Raw genomic sequence first — 13,197 nt, 5'->3', positions numbered from 1 at the left:
CGCTGGGCAGGTCCGGACGACGAAGCCCGCCGGCAGCGACGGCGCGGCGACGGCCCGCCCGGGTGCTGCCCACCAGCGTGGCCGTCACCAGGAGGGCGAGCACCAGCAGTGCGCGCGGCAGCTGCCAGGTGCGCGCGGGCGACGACGTGGTGCGGCTGCGCTGGTTCCCCGGCCCACCCGGCAGAGGCAACCAGAGGCGACGACCCGGAGCGCGCGCCCCACGACCCGCCGCCCTCCGCCACACAGCGTGTCGGGGTCCTGACGGAGCACTGCGCGCGGGCCCGTCCCGGGAACGCAACAGGCCGGGCCCCTGACGGGACCCGGCCTGGGTGGTGGAGCTGAGGGGATTTGAACCCCTGACCCCCTCGATGCGAACGAGGTGCGCTACCGGTCTGCGCCACAGCCCCGTGGTGCGGGAACGAGGTTACCTGCCCGCTCCCGCCGGCGCTGCCACGGGGGCGGCGCCGGCGGGTCGCTCAGCCGTTGGCGACGCGGCGCGGCTGGTAGACGTCGACGTCGGCGAAGCCGATGTCGTCGTCGTCGAGGCCCACGACGGCGCTGTGCTGCCAGCCGGCGGGCGCGGGGGTCCGGGCGGCGACGACGCGGCCGGGGCGCAGCGGGTGCACCGGCGCCAGCGGCACGCTCGGGTGCTGCGCCGCCGGCGCCTGGACCGGCACGACCGGGCGGGCGTCGTCCCAGCCGGGGCGGACGGGCGCTCGGTGGCGGCGGCGCGCGGCGCGGGCCGGCGCACCGGACGGTGGGCGGCGGCGCGGGCGGCCCGGCGGGCCGCCGCACGGCGCTCCCGCTGGGCGGCGGCGCGGGTCACCATCAGGTAGCCGACGACGGCGACGTCGAGCAGCACCTGCGGGGCCCACATCCAGCTGCGCCAGGCCACCGCGCCGACGAGGGCCAGCAGGGCGAGCGCGACCAGGCCGGCCAGCGTGCGCCGGCGCACCGCGTGCACGTCGACCTGCAGCTCACCGCTGCTGCGCAGCTGGGCGCGGTCGATCGACACCCGCTCGGTCTCGGCGTGGACCACCGGGTCCACCGTCCGCCGCCGCTGGAGAGTGCGCCCCGAGTCGGGAGCCGCCGTCCTGCTGGAGCCGTCGCCCCGGGTGACCACCATCGGCACCAGGACCACGAACCACAACACGACGAGAGCGGCCAGCAGTACGCCTGATCCCATCACGAACACCCCGATCCATCCCTGGCACCACGATCCGACCCCGATCCCTGGGGCCACACGAGTCACATCAGTCACTCGCGGAGTCAAGGTAAGGCTGCGGTCTGCCGATGAAGGGGACGTTCACCGGTGTGTCGGCGCGATGCCGGTCCACACCGGCGTGTCGGCGTCCTCCCCCGGTCTCGGAGCGGTAACGGCCCGTACCCAGTTGATCACCGTCGGTCGACTCAGTCCGGGACCCGGGCCCGCCACCGGTGGAACACCCCACCGGGTGAGTCCTCGGCCAGCAGCGCGTAGGCCAGGTGGTCCCGCCAGGCGCCGTCGATGTCCAGGTAGCCGCGCAGCAGCCCCTCCTGGCGGAAGCCCAGCCGCTCCACCAGCCGGCGGCTGGGCCGGTTCTCCGGCCGGATGTCCGCCTGCAGCCGGTGGAGCCCCACCGGGCCGAACGCGTGGTCGCAGACCAGCGCCACCGCCAGCGAGGTGACCCCTGCCCGGCCACCGAGCGGTCGACCCAGTAGCCCAGGTGCCCCGACCGCAGGGCGCCGCGCACGATGTTGTCGACGGTCACCTGCCCGACCAGCCGGCCCTGCCAGCGGATGGCGAACGGCAGCGAGCCACCCGTCCGCGCCCGCCGGTCGGAGATCCGCCGCATCGCGCGGTACGCCGCCGGGGTGTGCCGCTGCGACCACGGCAGCTCGGAGGTGGGCTCCCACGGGGTCAGCCACTGCTCGTTGTCCAGCCGCAACCGGGACCAGGCGGCCGCGTCGGAGCGCTGCAGGGGGTGCAGCTCGACGGCACCCCACGCCAGCCGGGCCGGCCACCCCGGGTGCGGGGACGCGTCCAGCTCAGCCGCCCAGCAGCATGGGCATGACGGTGACCAGCCCGCCGGCCGCGACCTCGGTGACGTCCTCGTCGACGACGATCAGGCAGTTGGCCTTGGCCATCCGGGCGAGCATCGCCTGGTCGCCGTCGCCGATCGGCTCGACCACGTACCCGCCGTCGGGGTGGCGCATCACCTGGCCGTGCAGGTACTGGCGGTAGCCCAGCGGGGAGAGCAGCTGCTGCGCCGACACGGCCTGCACGGTGCGGCGGAACAGCTGCCGCTTGCCCAGCATCAGCCGGATCGCCGGGCGCACGAACACCTCGAAGGCGACCAGCGCGGCCACCGGCTCCCCCGGCACGCAGATCACCGGGACCTGGTTGGGGCCGAGCTTGCCGAAGGCGTGCACCGGGCCCGGGTGCATCGCGACCTGGGTGAAGGTGAGCCCACCGAGCTCGTCCAGCGCCTCCTGCAGCAGGTCGGGGCCGGCGTTGGCGAAGGTGCCGGCGATCAGCACGACGTCGCTGCGCAGGGTCTGCCCCTCGATCAGCTCCACCATCCGGCGCCGGTCCGGCGGCAGGATGCCGGCCCGGTAGGCCTCGGCGCCGGCGTCGCGGGCCGCGGCGGCCAGGGCGTAGCTGTTGACGTCGACGACCCGGCCCGGCGCCGGCGGGGTGCCCACGTCGACCAGCTCGTCACCGGCGGAGAGCACGGAGATCCGGGGGCGCGGCCGCACCGCGACCCGCTCCCGCCCGACGGCGGCGAGCAGGCTGATCTGCGCGGGGCCGATCGGGGTGCCGACCTGGACCGCGACGTCGCCGGGGGCGACGTCGTCGCCGACCCGGCGCACGTAGCTGCCCGGCGCCAGGGCGGCGAAGACCCGCACCCGGGCGACGCCCTGGTCGGTCCAGGCGGCGGGGACGACGACGTCGGCCCCGGCGGGGAGCATGGCCCCCACCGCGACCCGCACCGCGAGCCCGGCGGAGATCCCCGGCGCGCCGGTCGACCCGGCCTCGGTGTCCCCGACGACGGCGAGGTCGACCGGCTCCTCCACGGTGGCGGCGGTGACGTCCACCGACCGCACGGCGTACCCGTCGAGGCCGGCCTGGTCGAACGCCGGCAGCGCCAGTTCGCTGGTCACCAGCTCGGCGCAGAGCAGCCCCTGGGCGTCGAGCACGGCCAGCTCGATCGGGTCGGGCTGCGGCACGGCACCGAGGACGACGTCCAGGTGGTGCTCCACGGTGCGCAGCCGCACCCCGGAGACGTCCACCGAGCCGGTGTCGGCCTGCGGGTCGGGGGTGCGATCGCCGGTGGCGACCGCCGGGGAGGGCACCCGGTCGGAGGCGAACGCCGACCGGTCGACCTGCACGGTGTCCCGGCCCAGCGGTCGCGGACCGCTGCCGGGGTCGATCAACTGGGTGTCCCGCGGGGTGGGCACGCCCACCACCGCCGGGTCGGTCCCGCTCGCTTCCCGGGTCCCGGTGGCCAGCCAGCCCCGGGTGTCGTCCTCGCTCATCCCCACCACCGTCGTCCGACCGTCGTCGGTCATCTCCGCCGGCCGGGGTGCCCGGCCGGGCCGCCGTTCGACGGACCTGGCCCCCGATGGTGCCCCCTGGAGGGTCCGGTCAGGCGGGCGACGCGCCCTCGGCGGGCAGGTCGGCGACGAACTCACGCAGCCAGGGGCCGAACGCGGGGCCGAGGTCCTCGCGCTCGGAGGCGAGCCGGACCACGGCCTTCAGGTAGTCGAGCTTGTCACCGGTGTCGTAGCGGCGGCCGGAGAAGACCACGCCGTGCACCGGCACGCCGTCGTCGACCAGCTTGAGCAGCGCGTCGGTCAGCTGGATCTCCCCGCCGCGGCCGGGCGGGGTGTCGCGGATGGCCGGGAAGACCTCCGGCGGGAGGACGTAGCGGCCGATGATCGCCAGCGAGCTGGGCGCCTCGTCGGCCGGGGGCTTCTCCACCATGCCGGTCACCCGGAAGACCGGGTCGCCGGCGGCGTCGCCGGAGACGTGCGCGTCCTCGACGGCGACCGCGCCGTACTTGGAGATGTTGTCCGCGCCGACGTCGAGCAGCGCGATCACCGCACCGCCGTGCTCGGCCTGGACGGCGATCATCTGCTCCAGCAGGTGGTCGCGGGCGTCGATGATGTCGTCACCCAGGAGCACGGCGAACGGCTCGTCCCCGACGAAACCGTCGGCCTGCAGGACGGCGTGCCCCAGGCCCAGGGCCTCGCCCTGCCGGACGAAGAACACCTGGGCGACGTCGGTGGACTCGGCGACGGCGTCGAGCCGGCCCTGGTCGCCCTTGGCCTCCAGCGCCGTCTCCAGCTCCGGGGTGCGGTCGAAGTGGTCCTCGATGGCGCCCTTGTTGCGGCCGGTGACCATGAGCACCTGGCCCAGGCCGGCGCGGGCCGCCTCCTCGACGATGTACTGGACCGCCGGGCGGTCGACGACCGGGAGCAGTTCCTTGGGCACCGACTTGGTCGCGGGCAGGAACCGGGTCCCCATCCCGGCGACCGGGATGACGGCCTTCGTCGTGGTCGGGCGCTCGGCAGGCTGGCTCGGCATGCGGGCCACCCTAGCCAGCCCGCGCGGGTGGTCGACTCCCCCGAGGTGGTGAAGCAGCAGGCGACGCCGCGCACACCCGCACCGGGCACCGCCGTCCTTCCCCCCGGAGGTGCAGGACCCAACGACGTGAGAGAAGGTGACCTCCGTCTCCGGGCGTCCGACCGGCGAGACGACGTCCTGGAGGTCACGTGTCACCCGAGATCATCTCGATCATCGCGCTGGTGGTGATCTTCGCGATCGCCACCGTGCTGCCCATCAACATGGGCGCGCTGGCCTTCGTGGCCGCCTTCCTGGTCGGCACCCTGGCGGTGGGGATGAGCACCGACGACATCGTCGCCGGCTTCCCCGCCGAGCTGGTGCTGACCCTGATCGGCGTCACCTACCTGTTCGCCATCGCGCAGAACAACGGCACCGTCGACCTGCTGGTCCGCGGTGCCGTGCGCCTGGTCGGCGGGTACATCGCACTGATCCCGTGGGTGATGTTCGCCGTCACCGCGGTGCTCACCGCGATCGGCGCGCTCTCCCCCGCCGCGGTCGCGATCATCGCCCCGATCGCGCTGGGCTTCGCCTCCCGCTACGGGATCAACCCGCTGCTGATGGGCATGATGGTCGTGCACGGCGCCCAGGGTGGCGGCTTCTCCCCGATCAGCGTCTACGGGGTGACCGTCAACGGCGTCGTCGAGCAGAACGACCTGCCGAGCAGCCCGCTCACCGTCTTCCTGGGCAGCCTGTTCTTCAACATCGCGATCGCGCTGGTGCTGTTCTTCGTGCTGGGCGGCCGCGGCCTGATCGGCCGGCGGGTCACCGACGCGGGCCGGGGTGTCGCAGCCGACGACCACCCGGACGACGTCGAGGTCAGCGGCCACGGTGCCGCGACCGGGCCGGGCGTCGGCCCGGACACCGCGAGCCCGGGCGGGGTGGCCACGAGCACGGTGGACACCGCCACCGCCACGACCACCCGGGTCACGCCCGAGCAGGTGCTCACCCTGATCGGGCTGGTCACCCTCGCCGTCCTCGCGCTGGCCTTCGACCTGGACATCGGCTTCGTGTCCATCACCATCGCCACCGTGCTGGCGCTGTTCTCCGCCGCCCGGCACAAGGGCGCGGTCTCCCAGATCAGCTGGTCGACGGTGCTGCTCATCGGCGGCGTGCTGACCTTCGTCTTCGTGCTGCAGGAGGCCGGCACCATCGACTACGTCGGGGAGGCCGTGACCGGTCTGGGCAGCCCGCTGCTGGTCGCGCTGCTGCTGGCCTACATCGGCGGCGTGGTCTCGGCGTTCGCGTCCTCCACCGCGATCATCGGGGTGGCGATCGCCCTGGCCGTGCCGTTCCTGATGAGCGGGCAGATCGGCGCCGTCGGCGTGGTGGTCGCCCTGTCGGTGGCCTCGACCATCGTCGACGTCAGCCCGTTCTCCACCAACGGCGCGCTCGTGCTGGCCAACGCGCAGGACGTCGACCGCGACCGGTTCTACAAGCAGATGCTGGGCTACTCGGGGATCGTCGTCGTCGCCGGGCCGCTGCTGGCGTGGCTGGTCTTCGTCGTGCCGGGCTGGCTGTGAACCACCCTGAGAGAGGAACGACCGTGAGCGGAGCACTGGACGGCGTCCTCGTCGTCGACCTGACCCGGGCGCTGGCCGGGCCGCACGCCGGGATGATGCTCGGCGACCTGGGCGCCCGGGTGATCAAGGTGGAGAACCCCGGCAGCGGGGACGACAGCCGCGGCTGGGGGCCGCCGTTCGTGGAGACGGCCCAAGGGCGGGAGTCCACCTACTTCTTCTCCGCGAACCGGAACAAGGAGTCGATCGCCCTCGACCTCAAGGACGACGCGGACAAGGCGGTGCTCACCGAGCTGCTGCGCCGCGCCGACGTGCTGCTGGAGAACTTCCGGCCCGGCACGCTGGCCCGCCTCGGCTTCGGCACCGACGTGCTCGCCGAGCTGAACCCGCGGCTGGTGCAGCTGTCGATCAGCGGCTTCGGGCACGACGGCCCGGAGGGGCAGCGGGCCGGCTACGACCAGATCGCCCAGGGCGAGGCCGGGCTGATGTCGCTGACCGGCGCGGGCCCGGACGACCCGCAGAAGGTGGGCGTGCCGATCGGTGACCTGCTGGCCGGCATGTACGGCGCCTACGGCGTGCTCGCCGCGCTGTACGAGCGGGAGCGCACCGGCCGCGGCCAGGTGGTGCGCACCTCGCTGCTCGCCTCGGTCGTCGGGGTGCACGCCTTCCAGGGCACGGCGCACACGGTGGCCGGCCGGGTGCCCCGCGCCCAGGGCAACCACCACCCCTCGATCGCCCCGTACGGCCTCTTCCGCTGCGCCGGGGGCAGCGTGCAGCTGTCCTGCGGCAGCGAGGGCCTGTGGCGCCGGCTGTGCAACGAGTTCGGGCTGGACCCCGCAGCGCCGCGCATGGCCACGAACGGTGAGCGGGTCGAGCACCGCGCGCAGGTGATCGAGCTGCTGGAGGGCGCGTTCGCCGAGATCCCCGCGCCCGAGCTGCTGGCCCGGCTGGACGCCGCGGGCGTGCCGGCGGGGAAGGTGCGCACCCTGGACGAGGTCTACGCCTGGGACCAGGTGGCGTCCCAGGGGCTGAAGGTCACCGTCGAGCACGCGACCGCCGGGGAGCTCACGCTGCCCGGCCCGCCGCTGCGGTTCTTCGCCCCCGGGCCGGACGGCGAGACCGAGACGACCCGGCGCGACCACGCGGCTCCCCCGGTGCTCGGCGCCGACGGCGACGCGATCCGGGCGGAGCTGGGCCTGCCGTGACCCGGCTGGACGCCCGCGCGCTGCGCGACCTGGTGCTGGACGCCGGGTCGTGGCGCAGCTGGGACACCCCGGTGCCGCCGCGGCAGGTGGACGACGACTACGCCCGTGAGCTGGCCCGGGCCACCGAGCGCACCGGTCAGGACGAGGCGGTGGTGACCGGGGAGGGGCTGCTGCGCGGCCGGCGGGTGGCCGTCGTCGCCGGCGAGTTCGGCTTCCTGGCCGGCTCGATCGGCGTGGCCACCGCCGAGCGGCTGATGACCGCCGTGGAGCGGGCCACCGCCGAGGGCCTGCCGCTGCTGGCCGCCCCGGTGTCCGGGGGCACCCGGATGCAGGAGGGGACGGTCGCCTTCCTGCAGATGATCGGCATCACCCAGGCGATCGCCCGGCACAAGGAGGCCGGGCTGCCGTACCTGGTCTACCTGCGCGACCCCACCTTCGGCGGGGTGCTCGCCTCCTGGGGCTCCCTGGGTCACGTCACGATCGCCGAGCCCGGTGCGGCCATCGGCTTCCTCGGGCCGCGGGTGTTCTCCGCGCTCTACGACGAGCCGTTCCCCGAGGGCGTGCAGACCTCGGAGAACCTCGCCGAGCACGGCGTCATCGACGGCGTCGTGCCGCACGCGGAGGTCGCCGAGGTGGCCGACCGGGCGCTGCGCGTGCTGGCCGCCCGGGAGACCTGGCACCGCGGTGCGGCCGTCGAGGGCACGGTCGACGGCGACGGCACCGACGCCGACGACCCCGAGGACGGCCGGACGGCGTGGCAGGTGGTCACCGCCTCCCGGCGCACCGACCGGCCCGGCGTGCGGCAGCTGCTGCGCACCGCGGCCACCGACGTCGTCGCACTGTCGGGCACCGGGGCCGGGGAGAAGGACCCGGGGCTGCTGCTGGCGCTGGCCCGCTTCGGCGGCGCCCCCTGCGTGGTGCTCGGGCAGGACCGGCGGGGTCAGTCGCTGACCGCGCCGCTGGGGCCGGCGGCGCTGCGGGAGGCCCGGCGGGGCATGCGGCTGGCCGCCGAGCTGCGCCTGCCGCTGCTCACCCTGATCGACACCCCCGGGGCGGCGCTGTCCGCGGCGGCCGAGGAGGGCGGGCTGGCCGGGGAGATCGCCCGCTGCCTGCAGGACCTGGTGGTGCTCTCCGCGCCCACGCTCACCGTGCTGCTCGGCCAGGGCACCGGCGGTGGCGCGCTGGCCCTCGTGCCGGCCGACCGGGTGCTGGCGACGGCGAACGGCTGGCTCGGGCCGCTGCCGCCCGAGGGCGCCTCGGCGATCGTGCACCGCACCGTCGACCGGGCCGACGAGCTGGCCGCGTCGCAGGGCGTGCGCGCCACCGACCTGTGGCGCGCCGGGATCGTCGACCGGGTGGTGCCCGAGCGCCCGGACGCCGCCGACGAGCCGGAGGAGTTCTGCCGCCGGCTGGGTCGGGTGCTCGCCGAGGAGCTCGCCGGGCTGCTGGGCCGCGACGACGTGGAGCGGATGCGCAGCCGCACCCGCCGGTACCGCCACCTCGGCCGCTGACGCCGGTCGCCGGGCTTTGATCAGGTGACCTGATCAAAGGGTGTCCTCCCGCACCAACGTTGGTGCGGGAGGACACCCATTGGTGCAGGGGGACGGCGCCCGTTCGTCGTACCGCAGGAGCACGATCACCGCGTGGACCAGCGACCGATCCGCCGGATCAAGCCCGACCGCACCGCGCTGCCTCCCGCCGAGCAGCGGTCCCGCTGGCCGCTGACGGTGCCGGCGGTGGCCCAGCTGGTCGACGAGGGGCTCGAACTGCCCGCCGGGGCGCTGGTGCTGGTCGGGGAGAACGGGTCGGGCAAGTCGACGGTGATGGAGCTGCTGGCCGTGACGCTGGGGCTCAACCCGGAGGGCGGCTCGGCCAACGTCCGGCACCGCACCCGGGCCAGCGAGCCGGAGTCCCTCGGCCTGGTGGTCGAGCGCAGCCCCGGCGCCTCCCGCTGGGGCTACTTCCTGCGCGACGAGACGCTGCACGGCCTGTACAGCTACCTGGAGTCGGTCGGCGGGGACCGCACCTTCCACGAGCTGTCCCACGGCGAGGCGTTCCTCGAGGTGCTCACCAGCCGGGCGACCGGGAAGGGCGTCTACCTGCTCGACGAGCCGGACGCCGGGCTGTCCTTCGGCGGCAGCCTGGCGCTGGTCTCCCACCTGCTCGCACTGGTGGACCGGGGCGCCCAGGTGGTCATCGCCACCCACTCCCCCGTCGTGGCCGCGCTGCCGGGCGCCACGCTGCTGGAGGTGGGCGAGTGGGGGCTGCGGCCGGCGGTGTGGTCGGACCTGGAGCTCACCGAGAGCTGGCGGCAGTTCCTCGCCGGCCCCGAGGCCTACCTCCGCCACCTGCGCTGACCCCCGTGTGACGCGGCGCACTCTCCCGCTCCGGGTGTCCGGCGTGGACGGAGCGGCCTCGCGCAGCGCATCATTGGCAGTCGCCGGGGCCGAGTGCCAGCCCGGCCACGAGACGAGGAGCTCACAGCACCGTGCCCACCTACCAGTACGTCTGCACCAACCCCGAGGTCAAGCACGAGTTCGAGCGCGTGCAGTCCTTCAGTGACCCCGCGGTCAGCACCTGCCCCGAGTGCGGGGCGCCGGTGCGCAAGGTCTACGGCTCGGTCGGCGTCGTGTTCAAGGGCTCGGGCTTCTACCGGACCGACAGCCGCAGCGGCAGCAGCGGCAAGGACGGCGGGAGCAGCAGCTCCACGAGCACCTCGACGGCGAAGAGCGGCGACTCCAGCTCCTCCAGCAGCTCCAGCGGCTCCACGACGCCGAGCACCACCACCTCCGGTTCGGGCAGCAAGGCCGCCAGCTGAGCTGACCGGGCCGGTTCCCGCCGCCCGTCGTCCACAGCGGACCGCCCGGTCCACAGTCTCGCGCCGACCGGCGACGCCCGGCCCAGTCGGCGCGACGCTGGGCAGGTGATCCGCCTCCGCCACCCGCGCTCCCCCGTCCACCTGCTCCGTCAGGTGGCCGCCGCCTCGCTCGCCGGGCTGGCGCTGGTGCTGGCCCTCCGCCCGGCACCGTCGCCCCCGGCCGGCCCGGTCACCGTGCCGGTCGTGGTGGCCGCGGTCGACCTGCCGGCCGGCGCGGTGCTGACCGACGGCGAGCTCGCCGTCGCCCGGCTGCCCGAGACCGCGGCGCCCGCCGGGGCCACCGCTGAACCGGACGAGCTGACCGGGCAGGTGCTGGCGTCCCCGGTGCGCGCCGGGGAACCCGTCACCGATGTCCGGCTGATCGGGCCCGGCCTGTGGTCGGCGACCCCCGACGGCCAGGTCGCCGCCCCGGTGCGGCTCGCCGACCTCGCGGTCGCCACCCTGCTCCGCCCCGGCGACCGGGTCGACGTGCTGTCCGCCGCCGCCGACGACGGCGCCGAGCCCTCGGTCGAGGTCGTCGCCGCCGACGCGCTCGTCCTCACCACCCCGCCCCCGGCCCGAGACGGACCGCTGACGAGCGACGCCGGGCTGCTGGTGCTCGCCGTCGACCCCGACACGGCCGCCGGACTCGCCGCTGCCGCGGCCACCGGCACGCTCACCGTTACCCTCGGCCGGCCGTGACCGCGGGGCCGCCGCGGGCGCCCCGCCCGACCGAGGGGTGCACCGATGCTGAGGGGCTTCAAGGACTTCCTGCTGCGTGGGAACGTCGTCGACCTGGCCGTCGCGGTGGTGATCGGCACCGCGTTCACCGCGGTGGTCACGTCGTTCACCGAGTCGTTCCTGCGACCGCTGATCGGGCTGATCGGTGGCGGCGGCGTCCAGGGCGGCACGGTCGAGATCGACGGTCAGGACTTCACCTGGGGCGCCTTCGTCAACCAGGTGATCACGTTCGTGCTGACCGCCGCGGTCATCTACTTCGTGGTGGTGCTGCCGATGAAGCGGCTCTTCCAGAAGCGGGCGCGTGGCGAGGAGACCGGTCCGGTCCTGCCGACCCAGGTCGAGCTGCTCACCGAGATCCGCGACCTGCTGCGCACGCAGCAGGGCACCGACACCACCAGGCTGCCCGACAGCCACTGAGCTTCAGTCGCTGCCCCAGTGCGGCGGGCGGTCCTCCAGGTAGCGGCGGTCGGCGTCGTCGGGGTCGGTCAGCCGCTCACCCCAGCCGACGTCGCTGTCGTCCGGCGCCCGCTCGGGCCGGGACGGCTGCACGGCCGGGCGCGGAGGCTGGGCGACGGGCTGGTCGTCGGGTCCGGTCACACCCCGAGCGTAGGGCGGGCGGCTCAACCGACCGGCTGCCCCAGCCCCTCGAGCACCTCGGCGCCGGGGAGGCCGGCCAGCACCGCACCCGGCACGGCGAGCTTGCTGCCCCGGGTGCCCGAGCCGATCACCAGCAGGTCACTGGCGGCCACCGCGGCGTCGACCAGCACCGGCCACCCGGCCGGGAGCCCCACGGGCGTGATGCCCCCGTAGGCCATGCCGCTCTCGGCGACCGCGACGTCCTGCGGGGCGAAGGACGCCTTGCGCGCCCCGAGGTGCCGGCGGACCAGCCCGTTCACGTCGGCCCGCGTCGTGGCCAGCACCAGGCAGGCGGTCAGCGTGGTCTCGCCCGCCCGACGGGCGGCGACCACGACGCAGTTGGCGGAGGCGGCCAGCGGCACCGAGTAGGTGTCGGTGAAGTCGGCGGTGTCGGCGGCGCCGTCGTCGATCGCGGCGACCCAGGCCGGGCCGGTCAGCGACGGAAGGGCGGCGGCCACGGGGGCGGCCAGCAGCTCGGGGTGCTCGGCGGCGGGCAGCCAGTTCAGCGTGCCCAGGGACGGTGCGACGTCGGCCATGCCCCCGATCGTGCGGCACGGCCGGCTGCGGCGACCGGCCGGGGTGCTGCGACCGATGGCGGGACCGCCGATGTCGCCGCCCGGACCCCCGGGGGAGGATGCGGCCATGATCGGTCAGCTGCACTCGATGGTCATCGACGCGCCCGACGCCCACGCCCTGGCGACCTTCTACGCCGGCCTGCTCGGCATGGAGGTGCACGGCTCCCCCGGCGACGACTGGGTCACCGTCACCGGCGCCGGGTACCGGCTCGCCTTCCAGCAGGCACCGGACCTCCAGCCACCGGACTGGCCGGACCCGGCCCGCCCGCAGCAGATGCACCTCGACGTCCGGGTGGCCGACATCGACGCCGCCGAGCCCCAGGTGCTCGAGCTGGGCGCGCGGCGGCTGCCCGGCGGCGGCGGGGACTTCCGCGTCTACGCCGACCCGGCCGGCCACCCGTTCTGCCTGGTCTGGGACGCCGCGTGACGCCGGACCTGACGGCCGCCAGCGCGTTCGTCGCGGCCACCGGGTTCCAGCTGACCGAGGTCACCGGCACCCGGGTCGCCGGGCACGTCGAGCTCGGCCCGGAGCACCACACGCCCTGGGGCGTCGTGCACGGCGGCGTGTACTGCACGATCGTCGAGGGCGCGGCCAGCGTCGGGGCCAGCGCCGCCGTCGCCGAGCGCGGGCAGTTCGCGGTCGGGGTGAACAACAGCACCGACTTCCTCCGGCCGATGACCGCCGGCCGGCTGGACGTCGTCGCCGAGCCGGTGCAGCAGGGCCGGACGCTGCAGCTGTGGCTGGTCACGCTCACCCGCCCCGACGACGGCAAGGTCGTCGCCCGCGGGCAGGTGCGGCTGCAGAACGTGCCGCTGCCGGCGGCGTGACCGCCTCGGCGGACCAGGCGGTCGCCGCCGCGGTCGCCGTCGCCCGGCGGCACGGCGTCCGGGTGGAGGGCCCCGCCCTGCTGTCCTGGGGCGTCAACGCGGTGGTGCACCTCCGCCCGGCCCCGCTGGTGGCCCGGGTCGCGGTGCACACCCCGCTGCTGCGCCCGGCACCTGTCGGCCCCGGTCCGAGGCTCGCCGCGAGCTTGCGAGTGGTGAGGAGACCGGGGTC

16 protein-coding genes and 1 tRNA gene are annotated in these 13,197 nt (G+C 75.3%); 9 read left to right on the top strand and 8 right to left on the bottom strand.

Annotated features, from left to right (window positions below; translation table 11 throughout):
- From JD78_RS21855 to JD78_RS21555, 6 genes are all read right to left on the bottom strand, one after another.
- Window positions 1-190, bottom strand: a 190-nt coding sequence (locus JD78_RS21855) for a hypothetical protein (protein WP_208104186.1), incomplete at its 3' end; no start/stop codon positions are given.
- A 140-nt stretch (window positions 191-330) separates the two neighbouring features.
- Window positions 331-407 (bottom strand) — tRNA-Ala (locus tag JD78_RS21575).
- A gap of 17 nt (window positions 408-424) precedes the next feature.
- Window positions 425-1,186 (bottom strand): divisome protein SepX/GlpR, encoded by a 762-nt coding sequence (sepX, locus tag JD78_RS21570; protein ID WP_243731107.1) that lies wholly within the window; start codon window positions 1,184-1,186, stop codon window positions 425-427.
- Between the two features lie 224 nt (window positions 1,187-1,410).
- Window positions 1,411-1,872, bottom strand: a complete 462-nt coding sequence (locus JD78_RS21565) for a GNAT family N-acetyltransferase (protein WP_208104185.1) — start codon at window positions 1,870-1,872, stop codon at window positions 1,411-1,413.
- A gap of 156 nt (window positions 1,873-2,028) precedes the next feature.
- Window positions 2,029-3,552: a molybdotransferase-like divisome protein Glp gene (gene glp / locus JD78_RS21560; protein WP_228394985.1), complete on the bottom strand. Its 1,524-nt coding sequence runs from the start codon at window positions 3,550-3,552 to the stop codon at window positions 2,029-2,031.
- Between the two features lie 76 nt (window positions 3,553-3,628).
- Window positions 3,629-4,570 carry a UTP--glucose-1-phosphate uridylyltransferase gene (locus JD78_RS21555; protein ID WP_153358097.1) on the bottom strand — a complete coding sequence of 314 codons (942 nt, stop codon included), beginning with the start codon at window positions 4,568-4,570 and terminating at the stop codon, window positions 3,629-3,631.
- Between the two features lie 188 nt (window positions 4,571-4,758).
- On the opposite strand from JD78_RS21555, the gene JD78_RS21550 reads away from it, so the two are divergent.
- The 7 genes from JD78_RS21550 (at window position 4,759) to mscL (ending at window position 11,346) form a co-directional block, all read left to right on the top strand.
- Window positions 4,759-6,129: an SLC13 family permease gene (locus JD78_RS21550; RefSeq protein ID WP_153358096.1), complete on the top strand. Its 1,371-nt coding sequence runs from the start codon at window positions 4,759-4,761 to the stop codon at window positions 6,127-6,129.
- 23 nt (window positions 6,130-6,152) lie between these two features.
- Entirely contained in the window at window positions 6,153-7,331 is a 1,179-nt protein-coding gene (locus JD78_RS21545) for a CaiB/BaiF CoA transferase family protein (RefSeq protein ID WP_153358095.1), read from the top strand.
- Window positions 7,328-8,842, top strand: a complete 1,515-nt coding sequence (locus JD78_RS21540; protein WP_153358094.1) for a carboxyl transferase domain-containing protein — start codon at window positions 7,328-7,330, stop codon at window positions 8,840-8,842. The genes JD78_RS21545 and JD78_RS21540 overlap by 4 nt, the downstream gene beginning before the upstream one ends.
- Before the next feature lie 132 nt (window positions 8,843-8,974).
- On the top strand, window positions 8,975-9,688 hold the full coding sequence (locus JD78_RS21535; protein ID WP_208104184.1) for an AAA family ATPase: 714 nt from the start codon (window positions 8,975-8,977) through the stop codon (window positions 9,686-9,688).
- A gap of 131 nt (window positions 9,689-9,819) precedes the next feature.
- A complete protein-coding gene (locus JD78_RS21530; RefSeq protein WP_153358093.1) occupies window positions 9,820-10,149 on the top strand; it encodes an FmdB family zinc ribbon protein in 330 nt (109 codons plus the stop codon).
- A gap of 105 nt (window positions 10,150-10,254) precedes the next feature.
- Window positions 10,255-10,890 (top strand): Flp pilus assembly protein CpaB, encoded by a 636-nt coding sequence (cpaB, locus tag JD78_RS21525; protein WP_153358091.1) that lies wholly within the window; start codon window positions 10,255-10,257, stop codon window positions 10,888-10,890.
- Between the two features lie 45 nt (window positions 10,891-10,935).
- On the top strand, window positions 10,936-11,346 hold the full coding sequence (mscL, locus tag JD78_RS21520) for a large conductance mechanosensitive channel protein MscL (protein WP_153358089.1): 411 nt from the start codon (window positions 10,936-10,938) through the stop codon (window positions 11,344-11,346).
- Between the two features lie 3 nt (window positions 11,347-11,349).
- Here mscL and JD78_RS21515 read toward each other — a convergent pair whose 3' ends face one another.
- Both JD78_RS21515 and JD78_RS21510 read right to left on the bottom strand, forming a co-directional pair.
- A complete protein-coding gene (locus JD78_RS21515) occupies window positions 11,350-11,526 on the bottom strand; it encodes a hypothetical protein (RefSeq protein WP_153358087.1) in 177 nt (58 codons plus the stop codon).
- Window positions 11,527-11,549: 23 nt separating this feature from the next.
- Window positions 11,550-12,101 (bottom strand): YbaK/EbsC family protein, encoded by a 552-nt coding sequence (locus JD78_RS21510; RefSeq protein WP_153358085.1) that lies wholly within the window; start codon window positions 12,099-12,101, stop codon window positions 11,550-11,552.
- Window positions 12,102-12,207: 106 nt separating this feature from the next.
- Between JD78_RS21510 and JD78_RS21505 the strand changes: the two genes are divergently transcribed.
- Window positions 12,208-12,567: a VOC family protein gene (locus tag JD78_RS21505; protein WP_153358083.1), complete on the top strand. Its 360-nt coding sequence runs from the start codon at window positions 12,208-12,210 to the stop codon at window positions 12,565-12,567.
- The gene (locus JD78_RS21500; protein WP_153358081.1) at window positions 12,564-12,968 is read left to right on the top strand and encodes a PaaI family thioesterase; all 405 of its coding nucleotides are present in this window, start codon (window positions 12,564-12,566) and stop codon (window positions 12,966-12,968) included. The genes JD78_RS21505 and JD78_RS21500 overlap by 4 nt, the downstream gene beginning before the upstream one ends.
- The last annotated feature ends 229 nt before the right edge of the window (window positions 12,969-13,197 follow it).

Origin of the sequence: Modestobacter roseus (assembly GCF_007994135.1) — a bacterium.
Lineage (GTDB): Bacteria > Actinomycetota > Actinomycetes > Mycobacteriales > Geodermatophilaceae > Modestobacter > Modestobacter roseus.
This window is presented reverse-complemented; position numbering and strand designations above follow the sequence as displayed.